General features: G+C 73.3%; 15 protein-coding genes and 1 riboswitch. Of the genes, 6 read left to right on the top strand and 9 right to left on the bottom strand.

The window, feature by feature from the left end; all coding sequences use genetic code 11:
- The first annotated feature begins 147 nt into the window (after positions 1–147).
- Both O7546_RS01075 and O7546_RS01070 read left to right on the top strand, forming a co-directional pair.
- Positions 148–1,422 carry a YibE/F family protein gene (locus O7546_RS01075; RefSeq protein ID WP_194798843.1) on the top strand — a complete coding sequence of 425 codons (1,275 nt, stop codon included), beginning with the start codon at positions 148–150 and terminating at the stop codon, positions 1,420–1,422.
- Between the two features lie 154 nt (positions 1,423–1,576).
- Positions 1,577–1,708: riboswitch (cyclic di-AMP (ydaO/yuaA leader) on the top strand.
- Positions 1,709–1,711: 3 nt separating this feature from the next.
- Complete coding sequence (locus O7546_RS01070) at positions 1,712–2,740, top strand: hypothetical protein (protein ID WP_194798844.1); 1,029 nt, start codon at positions 1,712–1,714, stop codon at positions 2,738–2,740.
- A 57-nt stretch (positions 2,741–2,797) separates the two neighbouring features.
- On the opposite strand, the gene O7546_RS01065 is transcribed toward O7546_RS01070, so the two are convergent.
- Positions 2,798–3,451, bottom strand: a complete 654-nt coding sequence (locus tag O7546_RS01065; protein WP_194798845.1) for a carbonic anhydrase — start codon at positions 3,449–3,451, stop codon at positions 2,798–2,800.
- A gap of 167 nt (positions 3,452–3,618) precedes the next feature.
- On the opposite strand from O7546_RS01065, the gene O7546_RS01060 reads away from it, so the two are divergent.
- Positions 3,619–3,960 carry a helix-turn-helix domain-containing protein gene (locus tag O7546_RS01060; protein WP_194798846.1) on the top strand — a complete coding sequence of 114 codons (342 nt, stop codon included), beginning with the start codon at positions 3,619–3,621 and terminating at the stop codon, positions 3,958–3,960.
- Between the two features lie 56 nt (positions 3,961–4,016).
- A complete protein-coding gene (gene mycP, locus O7546_RS01055; RefSeq protein WP_281600364.1) occupies positions 4,017–5,255 on the top strand; it encodes a type VII secretion-associated serine protease mycosin in 1,239 nt (412 codons plus the stop codon).
- Between the two features lie 61 nt (positions 5,256–5,316).
- On the opposite strand, the gene O7546_RS01050 is transcribed toward mycP, so the two are convergent.
- The 7 genes from O7546_RS01050 to eccCa form a co-directional block, all read right to left on the bottom strand.
- Positions 5,317–5,598: a WXG100 family type VII secretion target gene (locus tag O7546_RS01050; RefSeq protein WP_013283773.1), complete on the bottom strand. Its 282-nt coding sequence runs from the start codon at positions 5,596–5,598 to the stop codon at positions 5,317–5,319.
- Positions 5,599–5,626: 28 nt separating this feature from the next.
- Positions 5,627–5,935 carry a WXG100 family type VII secretion target gene (locus tag O7546_RS01045; RefSeq protein WP_013283772.1) on the bottom strand — a complete coding sequence of 103 codons (309 nt, stop codon included), beginning with the start codon at positions 5,933–5,935 and terminating at the stop codon, positions 5,627–5,629.
- Between the two features lie 215 nt (positions 5,936–6,150).
- Positions 6,151–6,420 (bottom strand): hypothetical protein, encoded by a 270-nt coding sequence (locus O7546_RS01040; RefSeq protein ID WP_269696016.1) that lies wholly within the window; start codon positions 6,418–6,420, stop codon positions 6,151–6,153.
- Positions 6,421–6,432: 12 nt separating this feature from the next.
- Positions 6,433–7,161 (bottom strand): hypothetical protein, encoded by a 729-nt coding sequence (locus tag O7546_RS01035; RefSeq protein WP_281600363.1) that lies wholly within the window; start codon positions 7,159–7,161, stop codon positions 6,433–6,435.
- A gap of 31 nt (positions 7,162–7,192) precedes the next feature.
- On the bottom strand, positions 7,193–7,486 hold the full coding sequence (locus tag O7546_RS01030) for a hypothetical protein (protein WP_194798849.1): 294 nt from the start codon (positions 7,484–7,486) through the stop codon (positions 7,193–7,195).
- Positions 7,487–7,502: 16 nt separating this feature from the next.
- Positions 7,503–7,913 (bottom strand): YbaB/EbfC family nucleoid-associated protein, encoded by a 411-nt coding sequence (locus O7546_RS01025; protein WP_194798850.1) that lies wholly within the window; start codon positions 7,911–7,913, stop codon positions 7,503–7,505.
- A gap of 73 nt (positions 7,914–7,986) precedes the next feature.
- Entirely contained in the window at positions 7,987–11,952 is a 3,966-nt protein-coding gene (eccCa, locus tag O7546_RS01020; protein WP_194798851.1) for a type VII secretion protein EccCa, read from the bottom strand.
- Between the two features lie 170 nt (positions 11,953–12,122).
- Here eccCa and eccD point away from each other — a divergent pair, with 170 nt between their 5' ends.
- Positions 12,123–13,520, top strand: a complete 1,398-nt coding sequence (gene eccD / locus O7546_RS01015; RefSeq protein ID WP_194798852.1) for a type VII secretion integral membrane protein EccD — start codon at positions 12,123–12,125, stop codon at positions 13,518–13,520.
- Here the strand turns inward: eccD and O7546_RS01010 are convergent.
- Positions 13,504–14,676, bottom strand: coding sequence for a type VII secretion protein EccE (locus O7546_RS01010; RefSeq protein WP_194798853.1), 1,173 nt, complete (start codon positions 14,674–14,676; stop codon positions 13,504–13,506). The two genes, eccD and O7546_RS01010, sit on opposite strands and share 17 nt — an antisense overlap.
- A gap of 162 nt (positions 14,677–14,838) precedes the next feature.
- On the opposite strand from O7546_RS01010, the gene eccB reads away from it, so the two are divergent.
- On the top strand, positions 14,839–16,308 hold the full coding sequence (eccB, locus tag O7546_RS01005; protein WP_194798854.1) for a type VII secretion protein EccB: 1,470 nt from the start codon (positions 14,839–14,841) through the stop codon (positions 16,306–16,308).
- The last annotated feature ends 75 nt before the right edge of the window (positions 16,309–16,383 follow it).

Genomic DNA, 16,383 nt, shown 5'->3' with positions numbered 1-16,383 from the left:
TCAACGGCCACGGTGTGCGGGACCGGACGGCCGGGCTGCCTACCATGTGCGGGCGACGACCCGGACGTGGTCGACACGTCCGCCCCGGCCGGGTGACCAGACCGGTCCGGCGGACCAGGCGTCGCCGCGACCGTTGGGAGAGACCTCATGGGTGCCGACCACACCCGCCCCGCACCCGCCGCGCCGCCGGGCGTACGACGGCTGCTCGTCGCCGTGGTGGTGCCGCTGTTCGCGCTCACCGTGATCGCGGCGCTGGTGCTCTGGCCCCGGCAGGACCGGGAGCCGGTCGGCGGCGCGGACGTCCCCCGCTACCACGGCACGGTGACCCGGGTGGTCACCGAGCCCTGCCCGCCGACGCCGGAGGCCCCGGAGGGCGGCGGTGGCCCGTGCGGCACGGTGACGGTCACCGCCGAGCAGGGCCCGGACGCGGGCCGGCAGGTCGAGACGCCGATCCCGGCCGGGCCGGGCGCGCCCCGGGTCGCGGTCGGCGACGAGGTCGTCCTGGTCGAACTGACCGACCCGGCCGACCCGGCGGTGAAGTCCTACAACATCGCCGAGCACCAGCGCGGTACGCCGCTGATCTGGCTGATGGTGCTGTTCGCCGCCGCGATCGTGGCGTTCGGCCGGTGGCGCGGGCTCGCCGCGCTCGGCGGCCTGGTGGCCAGCTTCGCCATCCTGCTCGGCTTCGTGCTGCCTGGTATCGGCGCCGGCCAGCCGCCGCTGCTCGTCGCGATCGTCGGCGCCGCGTTGATCATGTTCGTGGTGCTCTACCTGACCCACGGGATCACCGCACAGACGTCCGTCGCGGTGCTCGGCACGCTCGGCAGCCTGGTGGTCACCGGCGTGCTCGGCCTGCTCGCCACGTCCGCCACCCACCTGACCGGCTTCGGCAGCGAGGACGCCACCACGCTGTCCATGTTCCAGGGCGGCGTGGACCTGCACGGACTGCTTCTGGCCGGCATCATCATCGGCTCGCTGGGCGTGCTGGACGACGTCACGGTCACCCAGGCGGCCACCGTCACCGAACTGGCGCACGCCAACCCCGGACTGTCCCGGCGGCAGCTCTACCGGGCCGCGACCCGGGTCGGCCGGGCCCACATCGCGTCCACCGTCAACACCATCGTGCTGGCGTACGCGGGCGCCTCACTGCCGCTGCTGCTCCTCCTGGTCGCCGACTCCCGCCCGGTGAGCGAGATCCTCACCAGTGAGTTCCTCGCCCAGGAGATCGTCCGCAGCGCGGTGGCGACGCTCGGCCTGATCGCCGCCGTACCGCTGACGACCGGACTGGCCGCGATCGTGACCACCGCCGGGCGGCGCTCGCCCGGCGCGGAGCCGGCGCCCGCCGCGCCCCGGCCGCCGGCCGGACGGGACGACGCACTGGAGGCGCTCGGCGGCGGGAAGAGTACGGAGGCCGCATGGTGACACTCCGCAGCGTGACCATCGAATTCAAACGCGACGCTGGTCACGGTGTGCCACGGCGAAATCTCGCTATTGGTCGGCTTCCGGACGTAGATCCTCACGAGTGCTGTCAGGTAACCTCGCTGCCGGTCACCGCCGAAGGCGCGCACCGGCGCCAGCGGTGCCGCCGCCCAATCGCCCACGGGCGAACCGGGGAACCAGGTACATGGGGTGAATCCGCGACAGCGGTAGGGGCCACTTCCGTCCCGAACCCGTCAGCTAACCCGGTCGGCGGCCGACGGAAGGGAACACTGTGACGGCACCCCTGCGCCGCTGGCTGACACCCGTGGTGGCCGTGCTGGCCTCGCTAGCAGTGCTGGCCGGCCCGAACCCGGCGACCGCGGCCCCCGCCGCGGCGGCCCCCGGCACCCCCTCGGGCCACGAGGAGGACGGCGATCCGCCACTCATCACCGAGGCGATCGACTCCGCCAACCGGAACTTCCTCCAGGCCAAGGCGAAGCTCGCCAAGTCCCAGGACCGCCAGCGGCGGCTGGCGGCCGAGGTGAAGACGGCACAGGCCGAACTCGACGCGCTCAGCCCGCAGGTCAACCAGCTCGCCGCCCAGTCCTACCGGACCGGCCGGATGGGTGCGATGGCGATGCTGCTGGAGAGCAACTCCCCCGACTCGTTCGTCCGCCGGGTCAACGCCCTGGACGAGCTGAACCTCCTCAACGCGCAGCGCCTGGCCGCCATCAACGCGGTCAAGACCCGCGCCGAGCAGGCCAAGATCGCGCTCGACGCCGAGGTGCGTGAGCAGGAGAAGCAGAAGAACGCGATGGAGCGCGAGAAGGTGCAGGCCGAGCGCGCACTGAAGCTCGTCGGCGGTCTCGGCTTCACCGGCGGCCTGGTCTCCGCCACCTCACCGGTCGCCAAGATCGCTCCCGGCCGCACTTCCGACGGCGGGTGGAAGGCCGAGTCGTGCAGCGAGGACGACCCGACCACCTCGGGCTGCGTCACGCCGCGCACGCTGCACGCGTACAAGGAGGTCCGGCGCGCCGGCTTCAAGCGCTTCGTGGGCTGCTACCGGCCCGGCGGGCCGTGGGAGCACCCCAAGGGCAAGGCGTGCGACTGGTCGCTCCAGAACAGCGGCTTCGCGCCCTGGCACAACAACGACACCCGCCGGTACGGCAACGAGGTGGCCGCGTTCCTCATCCGCAACGCCGACCGGCTGGGCATCTACTACGTCATCTGGAACCGGCAGATCTGGTTCCCGGCCACCGGCTGGAGTTCGTACAGCGGGCCGTCGAACCACACCGACCACGTCCACATGTCGCTGCTCTGATCCGGGCACCACGAAAAAGGGCCGCCCGAGGGCGGCCCTTTTTCTCGTCCGTACGGGTCAGCCCGCCAGCGCCGGGTCGGCGGGCGCGGCCGGGGCGGGCAGCGGGGCCGGGGACTGCGCCACGGTCCGCACCTCGCCACCGGCGAGCCGGTACGACATGCCCACCACCGTGCAGCGCCCGGCGGCCACCCGCTCGGCCAGCACGGCGGACCGGGCCAGCAGCGTCTCCACGGTCTGCGCGATGTGGACGTCGATGATGCCGTCGAGGTCCTCGACGCCCTGGCGGGCGGCTCGCAGCAGGCTCGGCGAGACCGCGTCCACCACCGCGCCCAGGTGACCGGCCGGGGCGGCGCCGGTCCGGACCCCCTCCCGGGCGGCCTGGACCGCGCCGCACGAGTCGTGCCCGAGCACCACCACGAGCGGCGTGCCCAGCACGGTGACGGCGTACTCGACGCTGCCGAGCACCTCCGGCCCGGCGGTGTGCCCGGCGGTACGCACCACGAAGAGGTCACCGAGACCGCGGTCGAAGATGATCTCGGCGGCGAGCCGCGAGTCGGAGCAGCCGACGATCACCGCGAACGGGTGCTGGCCGTCGGCCACCGCCGCCCGATGCCCGGCGTCCTGATTCGGATGCTGCGGGACGCCGGTGACGAACCGGTGATTACCGGCACGCAGCTCGGTCAGTGCCTGTTCCGGGGTGCTCGGCGTCATGTCCCTCACCTCGTCTACCTGGGGAACCACCAGGCCGAACGGCCTCGCGACCCACGGTCACACGCCCCTCGGGGTCCGTCAAGATTCGTGATACGCATTTCATACTTTCCCCGTCGCCGGACGCACCGGCACGCGCCGATTCGGCCGGTGGCGCGGGTGGCCATAGCATGACCATCATGGCGACCACACCAGTTGAGGACGGGAGCCGCCGTAACTGGACCTTCCTCACCAACCACGGCCATGTGCTGCTGGCGATCGCACGCAACCCCACCGCCCGGCTGCGGGACGTGGCGGACGAGGTGGGCGTGACCGAGCGGGCGGCCCAGGCCATCGTGGCCGACCTGGAAGCCGGGGGTTACCTGCGGCGTACGCGGGTGGGACGGCGCAACGAGTACACGATCAACCCGAAGGGCCGCTTCCGGCACCCGGCCGAGGCCGACCAGCAGGTCGGCGCGCTACTGGCCCTGTTCGCCGCCGAGCCCGCCGGGGACGCCGCCGCCGGCCGGTGACCCGGCCGGCACCACGTGTGCCCCGCGCGGACGGGCGCGGCGGGTAATCTCACCGCGTGCGCGACAGCTTGCGGCCGGGCGCGACCACGGGACGCGTCCGGGCCGGACACCGGATCAGGTCCGTCCTTACCGGAGCGGCGGTGGCCGCCCTGCTCGGCGGCACGCTGGCGGTGCCCGCGCCCGCGCTGGCCGCCCCGAAGTGCGGCCCGGCCGGCGGCCCCGCACCCACCGAGGTGCCGTGGGCGCTGAGCCGTCTCGACCCGGCCGCCGCCTGGCGGCTCGGCAAGGGCGCCGGCATCACCGTCGCGGTGATCGACTCCGGGGTCTCACCGACCCATCCCCTGCTGCGCGGGCGGGTGCTGCCGGGTGAGGACTTCAACCAGCTCGTCCGCCTGAAGGGGCAGTGCGACCTGGTCGGCCACGGCACCCTGGTCGCGGGCATCATCGCCGGCCGGGAGGGCACCGGCACGCCGTACACCGGCATCGCGCCGGAGGCGAAGATCCTGCCGCTGCGGGTGCTGGCCGAGAACAAGGAGAACTTCGACCCGGACGTGCCGGCCGAGATCGGCAAGGCGATCCGCTGGGCTGTCGACCATGACGCCGACGTGATCAACCTGTCTCTGGTCACGCTCGACGACCCGGCGCTGAAGTCCGCCGTGCAGTACGCGCTCGGCAAGGACGTGGTGATCGTCGCGTCCGCCGGCAACCGGCAGGAGAACCGGGAGGACCGGCCCGCCTATCCGGCGGCGTACGAGGGTGTCGTCGCCGTCGCCGGGATCGACGAGCAGGGCGGGCACGTCGGCAGCTCGGTCAGCGGGGACTACGTGGACATCGCCGGCCCCGGCCTGAACATCGTCGGGCCCGCGCCGCAGGGGCCGGGCTACCGGGGCGAGCCGCAGGGCGGGACGAGCTTCGCCACCGCGTACGTCTCCGGGGTGGCCGCGCTGGTGCGGGCCGCGCACCCGGACATCAGCGCCGACGAGGTCGCCTACCGGCTGACCCGCACCGCCGACAGCCCGCCGGACGGGCACAACGCCGAGGTCGGCTACGGGATGGTCAACCCGTACCGGGCCGTCACCAGCCTGCTGGGCACCCGCAGCGACCCGCCGCTGGGCGCGATGCCGCCGCCGGCGCCGCCGGCCGACCCGCTGGCCTGGCAACGCACCGTCGCGATCTGGGTCGCCGTCGTCGGCGCGCTGCTGGCCGGCGCCCTGCTGACGCTGCGGCCCATCCTGGTACGCGGACGGCGGCGCGGGTGGCGGCCGGGCCGGCGCGACGTCCCGCAGGACGCCTGACGATGCACGACGGCTCCGCCCGGCGCGAGCCGTAGCGGAGCCGCTGTGGACCGGTCGGGGGTCAGTTGCCCCAGACCTTGGAGTTGCTCATCTCCGTGGTCATGTAGTTCTCGCGCGCGATGCCCACCGCGCCACCGATCTCGTTCAGGACCTTGTTGATGTCCCGCACGGCGGCGTCCCACTGGGCCTGGTGCTGCTGGTAGGCGGCCCGGTCCTGGCCCTCCCACTCGAGCTTGGTCAGCATCGCCCGCAGCGTGTCCAGCTTCTCGTCGATGGTCCGCGAGATGGCCTGCATCTGCTGGTTGCTGCTCTCCAGAACAGCGTAGTCAACCTTGATGCTCATCGATTCCTCCTCTGCCTGTCTTCGCGGATCACGGGTTGAGCGCAGCGTGGAACTTGTCCAGCATCTGCTGCTGCTCTTCGTCGTTGACCTGGTGCGTGGTGCCCGACTTGTCGAGCAGGTCCGCGATGTTGTCCATCGCGGTCAGCAGCTTCGTCGTGTCCTCGTTCCAGCGAGTCATCAGGCTCTGGAAGCCCGTGGACGCCTGGCCCTTCCAGGCCATCGCCAGGTCGTCGACCACGTTCCACAGCTTCTTGAGCTCGCCGTCGACGTCGCTGCGCGTGGACCGCACGTCACTCGCGGCGGTGTGCAGAGTCGCTGCACTGACCTCGAACGCCATGCTTCACACCCTTCCGTCATCTTGTGGCGGCGGTTCCGCCGCGCCCTCCCCCGCGGCAAGGCGTACACACCCCACCGACGGACACTTCATCCGAACCGTAGCGGACGACGTCCAACCCGCGCAGCCCTGCTGACCCATCGTCGTATTCCGACATGCCACTGTCGACGGTCGCGGACCGCACCCCCTCCGTACCAGGTGGACGGTCGAGGGCGAGGTCAGGACCGATCGCGTGATGATTTGACGATCGTCGACACGCCGAAGGCCAGCACCGCGACCAGCATCACCACCACGACCCACAGCACCGGCTTCTCGAACGCGCGCTGGAACGACAGCACCAGCAGCGCCGCGCAGGTGCTCAGCGCCACCATCTCGGCGGCCCGTCGCAACCGCGCCGAGCGGTTCAGCCCGGCGAACAGCATCAGGACCACGAAGACCGGGATGGTCAGCAGGACGTACAGCAGCAGCGAGAAGAGCAGGGTGTCCACGCGTCGCTCCCGTCACCCGTAGAACTTGGAGTCCCGCACCCAGTTGATCTTGATGTCCTTGATGTCCGGGTCGGAGCCGGTCGGCGCCCAGCCGGGACGGGAGTCCGCGGTGAACGTGAACCTGCTGTCGGCGTGGAAGGCGGCCATCAGCGCGTGCAGCAACGCGCTGATCTCGCCGAAGACCAGGACCAGGATGGCGGCGGTGGCGGCCAGGCCGGCGATGCCGATGGCCTGAGCCAGCGCGGTGGTCGCGGGGAAGAACTGGAGCGCGATCGAGGCGATCACCGCGACCAGGATCGGCATGAGCGCCTGGGCCAGACCGGAGACCGCGTCGTTGTACGCGTCCCGGGCGGCGGTGAGCGTGTCCCGGTTGGCGGCGAACGCCTCGGCCAGCGAGTTGATCTCCGCACCGAGCTTGCGCAGGAACAGGTCGAACGCGTCCCGGTCGTCGAAGTCCCACTCCGCCGCGTCCGGCGGGACAGCCGCCATCGCCGCGCCGAACTGGTCCGCGCCGAGCAGACGGGCCGCTTCGTCCCACTTCTTGATGGACTCGTTCACCTCCTGGTTGTCGAACGACTCCAGGTAGAGGATCGTGCCGATCAGCGCCGCCGAGGCGGCGATCCAGACCAGGTTGCCCTTGGCGATGGCCGCCGCCGAGCGGACCGGCGCCGTGGTCTGCGCGACCGACACCGAGCCGGTCACCGTCCCGGACGCATTGGCGATGAGGATCTCCGGTGGCATCAGGCGTCCTTCCCGTGGCGGACCCGGCCGATCACTTGACCACCCAGGGCTGATCCGACTTCTCCCAGTTCTTCGCGCTCTGTTCGAGCTGCGCGGCGGCCCTGCGCAGATGCTCCACGCCGGTGCGGACGTTGTCCAGGTGCCCGTCCACCGCCGCGTTGTGCCGCTCCACCGCGCCGGTGCCGAACCAGCTCAGCGCGCCACCGGGCAGCTTCACCTCGGCCAGCAACGTCTCGACGTTGCGCAGGTATTGGATCGGGCCGTCCGGGGCGTCGAGCCGCTGCCCGGCCTTCCGGATCGCGTCGACGTCGACCGTGTTCGGCATCGTCGGCTCCTCTCGCTCAGCGCCGCAGATTGCGGGTCGGGTCGGACAGGTCCACCCCGAACTGGCGGAACCAGCCCTCCGGGGTGAGCGTGCCGTCCTGCGCCCGGCGGACCATCTCGGAGTCGCCGAGCATCTCGCCCAGCATCTCCCGCTGCCGCTCCTCGAAGGCGGCGTAGGCCGCGTCGATCGCCGCCTGCATCGCCTCGGCCAGGGAGAAGCTGTCCAGCCGCATCGCCCGCGCGTTCAGCTCGACGTCGCCGACCTTCATGTCGCCGTCGACCGTCACGCGCACCAGGCCGTCCGGGCTCTCCCCGGTCACCCGCAGCTCGGCGCGCTGCCGCTGGACCTCGGCCAGCCGGCGCTGCTGCTCCTGCGCCTGCCGCAGCAGACCCTCCACGGCGGCACCGAAACCCGACGGGCTGCTCATGGACGCGCCCCTTTCCACTCGCGGCTGTCGATCGGGCCGACGCTACCGGACGGGCGGCCCGCCGTCCGTCCCGTCAGGCCGGTTCCGTCCACGCGGTCTGGATCAGCTGCTGGCCGTCGCGGCGGCGCACGAGCGTGCCCCGGCCCGGCGGCTGCGGGGTCGGCCGCAGGTTGCCGAACACCGCGCCCTCCTCCCTGCTGCCGGACATCAGCAGGCCCGGCGAGTCCAGCTCGCGCAGGCGTTGCAGCACCGGCTCGTACAGCGCCCGGGCCACACCGCCGACCCGGCGCGTGACGATCAGGTGCAGGCCGATGTCCCGCGCCTGCGGCAGCAGCTCGTGCAGCGCGCTCAGCGGGTTGCTGCCACCGGAGGCGACCAGGTCGTAGTCGTCCACCAGGATGTACAGGTCCGGGCCCTTCCACCAGCTCCGGTCACGCAGCTGCGCGGTGGTCACGTCCGGGCCGGGCAGCCGGTTCTGCAACGCGCTGCGGATCGAGCCGAGGCCCTGGCTGAACACCTGGTTCGACGGCGCGTAGTCGAGCAGGTGATCCCCCTCGACCGCGCCCAGCAGACCACGCCGGTAGTCGGCGATGACCAGCCGCGCCTGGGCCGGGGTGTAGCGCTCGGCGATCCCCCGGGCGATCAGCCGCAGCAGGTTCGTCTTGCCGCACTCGGCGTCGCCGAACACGGTCAGGTGCGGCTCGCCGGCCAGGTCCAGGTAGACCGGGGCGAGCGCCGACTCGTTGACGCCGATCGGGATGCCCGGGGCGGACCTGTCGACGACCTTCGCCAGCTCACTGACCGCCAGCTTGCGCGGCAGCAGCCGGACCTTCGGCGCCGGCTGTCCCGGCCAGTTCGCCGCGACGTGACCGGCGAGCGCCACCGACGCCTCGGTCAGGTCCTCGATGTCACGCTTGCCGTCGATCCGCGAGATCGCGGTCAGGAAGTGCAGCTTGTCCCGGGTCAGACCGCGACCCGGCGCGCCCACCGGCACATTCTGCGCGGCCCGCCTGTCGATCTCCGACTCCGACGGGTCACCGAGCCGCAGCTCCAGCTTGGTGCCGAGCAGGTCCCGCATGTTGATCCGGATCTCCGCCCAGCGCACCGCCGTGATCACCACGTGTACGCCGAAGCCGAGGCCCCGATTCGCCAGGTTGGTGATCGTCTGCTCCAGCTCCTCGTACTCCTGGCGCAGCGTGTTCCAGCCGTCCACCACGAGGAAGACGTCACCGAACGGGTCGTCGGTGAACTCACCCGCCGCCCGGCGGCGCCGGTAGCTCGCCACCGAGTCGATGCCGTGCTGGGTGAACCGGTTCTCCCGCTCGTCGATCACGGCGACCACCTCGGCCACCGTCCGCCGGACCGCCTCGACGTCGCGCCGCCCCGCCACACCCGAGGTGTGCGGCAGCCCGTCCAGGCTGCGCAGCGCGCCACCACCGAAGTCGAGGCAGAAGAACTGCACCTCGCGCGGCGTGTGGGTGAGCGCCAGCGAGGCCAGCATCGAGCGCAGCATGGTGCTCTTGCCGCTCAGCGACGCCCCGACGATCACCACGTTGCCGCCGGCCCCGGCCAGGTCCACCATCATCGGGTCGCGGCGCTGCTCGTACGGACGGTCCACGATGCCGACCGGCACCGCGAGCCGGCCGCGGCCCGGCCAGTCGGCGGTGGTAAGGCCGTACGTCGGGTGCACGCTCAGCTTCGGCAGCAGCTCGGCCAGCCCGGACGGCTCGGCCAGCGGCGGCAGCCACACCTGGTGTGCGGGCTTGCCCCGGCCCTTGAGCTGGTCGATCAGCACGTCCAGCATCGCCACGGCCTTGCCGTCGCCGCTCTGCTCCGGCTCCGGAGCGGCCTCCGCCGGGCTCGGCGCCGCCGGCACCGGCACGTAGTCGATGCCGTACGGGACGATCCGGCGCTGCACCTGCGCCCGGGTGGAGCGCTGCACCTGCCCGGGCGCCCGGTACGGGCCGGACACGTAGGCGGCGCGGAACCGCAGCATGGTCGCGGTGTCGGTCTTCAGGTAGCCGTGACCGGGCGCGCTGGGCAGCTCGTACGCATCCGGCACGCCCAGCACGATCCGGCTCTCCACCGCCGAGAACGTGCGCAGACCGATCCGGTACGACAGGTGCGTGTCCAGGCCGCGCAGCTTGCCCTCCTCCAGCCGCTGCGAGGCGAGCAGCAGGTGCACGCCGAGCGACCGGCCGAGGCGGCCGATCATCACGAACAGGTCGATGAAGTCCGGCTTGGCCGCGAGCAGCTCGGAGAACTCGTCACAGATGATCAGCAGGCTGGGCATCGGCTCCAGCTGCTCACCGGCGGCCCGCGCCTTCTCGTAGTCGTACCGGGAGACGTAGTTGCCCGCCGCCCGCAGCACCTCCTGCCGGCGGTTCATCTCACCGGCGAGCGCGTCCCGCATGCGGTCGACCAGCGGCAGCTCGTCGGACAGGTTGGTGATCACCGCGCTGGTGTGCGGCAACGCGTCCAGCGAGGCGAACGTGGCGCCGCCCTTGAAGTCGACGAGGACGAAGTTCAGCTCCTCGGACGAGTGCGTCACCGCGAGCGCCGCGACCACCGTACGCAGCAGTTCGCTCTTGCCGGAACCGGTAGCGCCGATCACCAGGCCGTGCGGGCCCATGCCCTCGTGCGCGGACTCCTTGAAGTCCAGCTCCACCACGTTGCCGTCCGGTCCCAGGCCGAGCGGGATGCGCAGCCGGTCGCGGTGGCTGCGCGGACGCCAGGTCTGCCGGGTGTCCACAGTCGCCGCGTCGCCGACGCCGAGCAGGTCGGGCAGCTCCATGCTGCGGGCAAGCGGCTCCTCGGTGCTGGCGCCCTGCTGCTGGGAGAGCCGGAACGGGGCGATCTGCCGGGCCAGCCCCTCGGCCGCGCTCAGGGAGAGCCGGTCCGGCCGGCCGAGCCGCGACGTGGCGGTGCCGCGCACCAGGTCCAGCCCGGTGCCGTCCCCGGCGTCCAGGCAGAGCAGCCAGCGGCCGGCGTCGCGCGGGACCGCGCCGGACAGGTCGAACACCGTCGTGCCGAGCAGGCCCGGCCCGGTCAGCGCGCAGGTCGCCGAGACCTCACCGCCGTCCAGCACCACCACCACGTGCGGCGCGGTGGTCAGCGGCTTCGCCTCCGGCGCGAACCGGGGCCGTCCGCCCAGGTCCTGGGCCAGCGCGGTCTCCGCCTCGTCCAGCGCGGCGAACACCATCCGGCGCGCGCCGGCCGCGTCCGTACGCCCCGGGTGCTGGGCGTGCGGCAGCCACTTCACCCAGTCCCAGGCGGCCTGCCGGTCCGGCGCCGCCACCACGACCACCAGGAGGTCCTCCGGGGCGTGGAACGTGACGAGCTGGCCCAGCGCGGCCCGGGTCAGGTCCAGCACCGGCTCCCGGTCGCCGCGCAACGCGATCCGGCTGAACGCGCGCAGCGACAGCGCGGTCGGCAGATCCGGCACGCTGGAGTGGGCCCGGACGAACCGGCGCAGCGCGATCGCGCTCATCGGCTCCAGGTCCTCCACCGGCTTGGTCTCCGGCGGCACGATCTCCACCGCCAGCCGCTGCGGGCCCAGTGCGATCCGCACCTCGCCGAAGTCGTCCTCGGTGATCCGCCGCTCCCAGAGCCGGCGCGAGGCGGCGATCGACCAGAGCGCGTCCGGCTCCGGGTGCCGCCAGGTCATCGCGGCGCGCTGCTGCTCGGCCGCCCGCCGGGTGCGCTTGCGCATCTGCGCCAGGTAACGCATGTAGTCGCGCCGCTGGGCGTTCAGCTCGGCCTTGTCCTTGCCGCCGTTGCCGAGCGTGCCGATCGCCATGCCCAACATGGACACACCGAACAGACCACCCGCGACGTACGTCATCATGCCGCCGCCCCGGCCGGCGTAGAGGAACGCCATCGCGCCCACGCCGCAGAGCATCGGCAGGATCATCAGCACCTGGCCCATGCCCTTGGCCTGCGGCTCCGGCAGTTCGGGCGGGGATTCCAGCAGCACCTCGCCGCGCGGCAGCGCGGGCCCCGGTTGACGCGGAAGTCGGCGGAACACCACCGTACTCACGGCTCTCCCCTCCCCAGAAGCGGCCCTGATCGTGGTCTGCCACCGCCGGTGAGCGTCGGGTGGGCAACCTGTGCGACCGCCATCGTAGGTAATCTCCGTCAGGCGTCGTGGACCCGTGGGGCGCGACGCCGACGGCCCAGCGGATCGTATGCGAGCACGAGGAGGCCACTGTGGCGACGAAGACGGCGACCGGCGGGCTGAGCCGGATCACCATCGTGGCGCCGCGTACCAGGATGGATCTGGCGCTGCCGTCCGACGTGCCGCTCGCCGACCTGCTCCCCACGCTGCTGCGGTACGCGGGCGAGGACCTGGCCGACGAGGGCGTACGGCACGGCGGCTGGGCCCTGTCCCGGCTCGGCGGTCAACCGCTCGACGGTGGCCGCACCGCCGCGCAGCTCGGTGTCCGCGACGGCGAGGTGCTCTACTTCAACCCGCGTGCCGCGACCGCCCCCGAGATCGTCTTCGACGACGTGGTGGATGCGGTCGCCACCTCCACCACCCAGCGGGCGGGCGCCTGGCAGGTGGGCACCACCCGGGCGTTCGCGGTCCTGCTGGCCGCCTCGGCGTTGGCCGGAGGCGCGGTGGCGACGCTGCTCACCGGCCCGCCACAGCTACCCGGCGCGGCGGCCGCGTTCGTGGTCGCGGTGGCACTGCTGGTCGGCGCCGCGGTGCTGTCCCGCGCCGCCGGCGACAGCCGCACCGGCGCGGTGCTGGCCCTGGTCGGAATCGGGTACGCGGGCGTCGGCGGCCTGCTGGTGCTCGCCGGTGAACGGACGCTCGGCGAGCTGGCCGGCCCGCACGTCCTGCTCGCCGGCACCGCGGTGGTGGTCTTCGGCGCGATCGCCGCGCTGGCGGTCGGCGACCGCCTGCCACTGTTCCTCGGCGCGGTCGGTGTGGGCGGCGCGGTCGGCCTCGGTGCGGTGCTCAGCCTGTCCTTCGACATCGGCGCGGCGGCCTCGGCGGCGGTCGTGGCGACTGTCGCCTTCGGCGCGCTGCCCGCGCTGCCGATGCTCGCCTACCGCCTGGCCCGGCTGCCGGTGCCGTCCATCCCCACCGGCCCGGACGACCTCAAGACCGACACCGAGTCGGTGGACGGGCCGTCGGTGCTGCGCAACAGCGAGCGCGCGGACGCGTTCCTCACCGGCCTGCTGTGGACCGTCTCGCTGCTGGTGCTCGGCGGCGAGGTGGTGCTGGCCGAGGACGGCCGGCTCCCGGCGGTCCTGCTCTGCCTGGTGCTGGCGCTGCTGTCGCTGCTGCGGGCCCGCCCGTTCCTCGGCCGCGCCCAGCGCACGCCGGTGCTGCTGGCCGGCACCGTCGGTCTCGGGCTGGTCGCCGCCGCCACCTTCGCCGCCGGCTCACTGGCGGTACGGCTCGGCCTGATCCTCGGCGGCCTGGCCGTGGTGGCCGTGATCAGCCTGGTCTACGGCCTGACGGTGGCCGGCAAGCGGATCTCCCCGGTCTGGGGCCGGACCCTGGACATCGTCGAGATCCTGCTGATCATCGCGCTGGTGCCGCTGGCCGTCTGGGTGTGCGGCGCGTACGGCTGGATCGTCAACCTTCGACCGTGACGGTCCCCATCGCGGTGCCGACCGGCGCGGTGGCGTAGACGCCCGGGCCGTGCTGGCCGTCCAGCGGGCGGGCCGGCACGCCGGCACGCCGGGCCATCTCCCGGACCGCCTTCACCAGCGCCTCGGCGTGCCCGTCCATGGCCGCCACCCGCAGCAGCGGCGGCACCCGCCGGCCGCCCGGGAGCACCACGGCGGCGACCGTGTGCGAGGGCGCGGAGGTGGAGGTGACCGCGTCCACCAGCGCGCCGAGCGAGCCGTTGGGGCGTACCCGCAGGGCCAGGCAGCGCTGCGTCCAGCCGCCCCCGCGCAGGCTGGTCCACGTCTCCACCGGGGACTCCGGCGCCAGGTCGAGCCCGGCGCCGGACACCACCGCCGCGTGCAGCTCGTTGCGGTCGAGCACCCGGTGACCGAGGCCGGCGGCGTTGAGCGCCTTGCCGAGCCGGCCCACCCCGGCCGCCACCGTGCGGTGCACGCCGCGCAGGCCGCCGCCCCGGCTCACCGCCTCGGCCCGCGCGTCGGACACCGACAGGCGCAGCGCCACCCACACGGTCCGGTACGCCGACGGCGGCGCGCCGGGTGCCGGGTACCAGACCAGGGTGTGCGAGACGACCTGGGTCTGGGTGACCGGGCCGGAGAAGTCGGCGAGCACCGCGAGCGCCCGGTCCACCACCGCCGCATCGATCGAGCCGGCCGGCGCCCCGGGACGGCCGGTCAGCGCCAGCGCGGCGAACCAGCCCCGGTCGTCCTGCCCGATGCCGAGCCGGGTGCCGCGCTCGGTCAGTTCCACCACCGTCAGCTCGGGGGCGAGCGCGGCGAGCCGCGGGTCACCGCCCGGCGCCGCGCCCCGGGCCCGGTCGCGGCGCCGGCGCAGCCGGCGGCGGAGCATCAGGTCCTCGTACCACCAGCGGCCGCCCCGGCGCGCGAACGCCGCGGCCACTGCCAGCAGCGCCAGGACGCCGACCGCCGCGAGCAGCCACGCCGGGCCGGCGGTGGCGAACCAGACGGCGAGCGCCGCGCACTCCACCACCACGAGCTGCCCGACCACGACCGGGCCGAGGCGTCCCCGGCGGCGCTTGTCGGCCGGGGTGACCGGCCGGTCCGGCGGCACGGCGGGAGCGGTGGCGGTACGACCGGGTGGCGCCTGGAGCTGCGTCATCGGTGTGCGTCCCTTCTGGACATCCTGGGCATCCGCCGGGCGGGTGCGGTCGTTCGGGCGGCGGACGGGGTCCGGCGCACCCCCGACGGCCCCTTATCGTAGGGAAGCCCGCGGCGCTGTTCGGACCTGTCGCCGCGGACCCACCCCCGCCGGAGGTTAGTCATGCGGACCCGCCGCGATCAGGTGCAGGCGTACCGCTTCGTCACCCGCCGCATCGTCTCGGCGCTGCTCTCCGGTGATCCGGAGACGAACGACCTGCCGATGCGCCGCCTCGGCATGGCGGTGTTCGGCAGCGTCATCGCGGCCGCCGTGGTGCTCGGCGGTGTGGGCGCGTACGGGCAGCTCACCAGCAACTCCGCGCCGCTGGAGCCGAACACGCTGGTGATCGAGCGGGAGACCGGCGCGACGTACTACTTCGGCGAGGACCAGGTGCTGCGCCCGACGCTCAACTACGCCTCGGCGCGGCTGATCGTCAACGACGCGGCGGCGCAGCCGCGCACCATGTCCCAGGCGTCGATCAAGGACCGTCCACGCGGGCGGCTGGTCGGCATCGTGGGCGCCCCGGACGACCTGCCGGACCGCAAGTCCCTGGTCGGGCTGCCGTGGTCGGTGTGCGACGTACCGGATCCGAACGACCCGCAGCGCTCCACCACACACCTGGTGATCGACCGCGCGCTGCCGGGCGGCACGGCACTGACCGACCGGGCCGTGGTGGTGCGGACCAGCGACGCCCGTTACCTGCTCACCGGCGGTTCCCGGCTGCAGGTCGCCGGCGACGAGCAGGCGCTGGTGGCGTTGAAGATGGCCGGCGCGACGAACCTGACGGTCGGGCAGCAACTGCTGAACGCGGTGCCGGTCGGCCCGGTGCTGCGCAAGCCCACGATCGCCGGGGACGGCAGCGCGAGCGGCCTCACGGTGGCCGACCGGCCGGCCCGGATCGGCCAGGTCTACCAGGCCGCCGGCCAGTACTACGTGCTCACCCGCCAGGGCCTGGCCACAGTCCGCGAGGTCACCGCGCTGCTGCTGCTCGGCAGCGGCGGCGAGGTGACGCAGATCACTCCGGACGAGGCGGGCCGGCTCCTCACCGACCAGCGGCTGGACGCGGACGGCCTGCCGGCCCGGCTGCCGACGCTGCACGAGGTCCGGCCGGGCCGCACCGTGCTGTGCGCCACCTACCGGCCCGGCCCGGCCGGTCAGCCGCCGACCACCACGCTGGAGGTCTTCGACTCCCCGCCGGCCGAGCTGACCTCGGCGACCGCGATGCCGGCCCGGCAGGGCGCCCGGGACGCGGTACGCACCGCCGAGAACGTGCTGCTACCGGGCGGCAAGGGCGTGCTGGTGCAGGCCACGGCCGGGGAGAGCGGCAAGGCGGCGGCCGGTTCGACCGTCTACCTGATCACCGCCCAGGGCATCCGCTATCCGCTCGGCACCGCCGGGGGCGACGCGAAGAGCGCGCTCGGGTACGGCGACGTGACGCCAGTGGCCGTACCGGCCTCGCTGCTGGCGCTGGTGCCGACCGGCCCGACGCTGTCCCGCGAGGACGCGATGACCTACTTCGATGTGTCGGCACCCCCGGGGGCCACCGCGACGCCCTCGGCCGGGGGCGCGGCGGCGCAGGTCCAGGGCGGTTGAACGGCCGTCGGCCGATCCGAAGTGGAGGAACCCCGTCACGGGTCGCCCGGGTTGGCTCGCTTCGACTAACCTGAG

This window comes from Micromonospora sp. WMMA1976, assembly GCF_027497335.1.
GTDB classification, from domain to species: Bacteria; Actinomycetota; Actinomycetes; order Mycobacteriales; family Micromonosporaceae; genus Micromonospora; species Micromonospora aurantiaca.
This window is presented reverse-complemented; position numbering and strand designations above follow the sequence as displayed.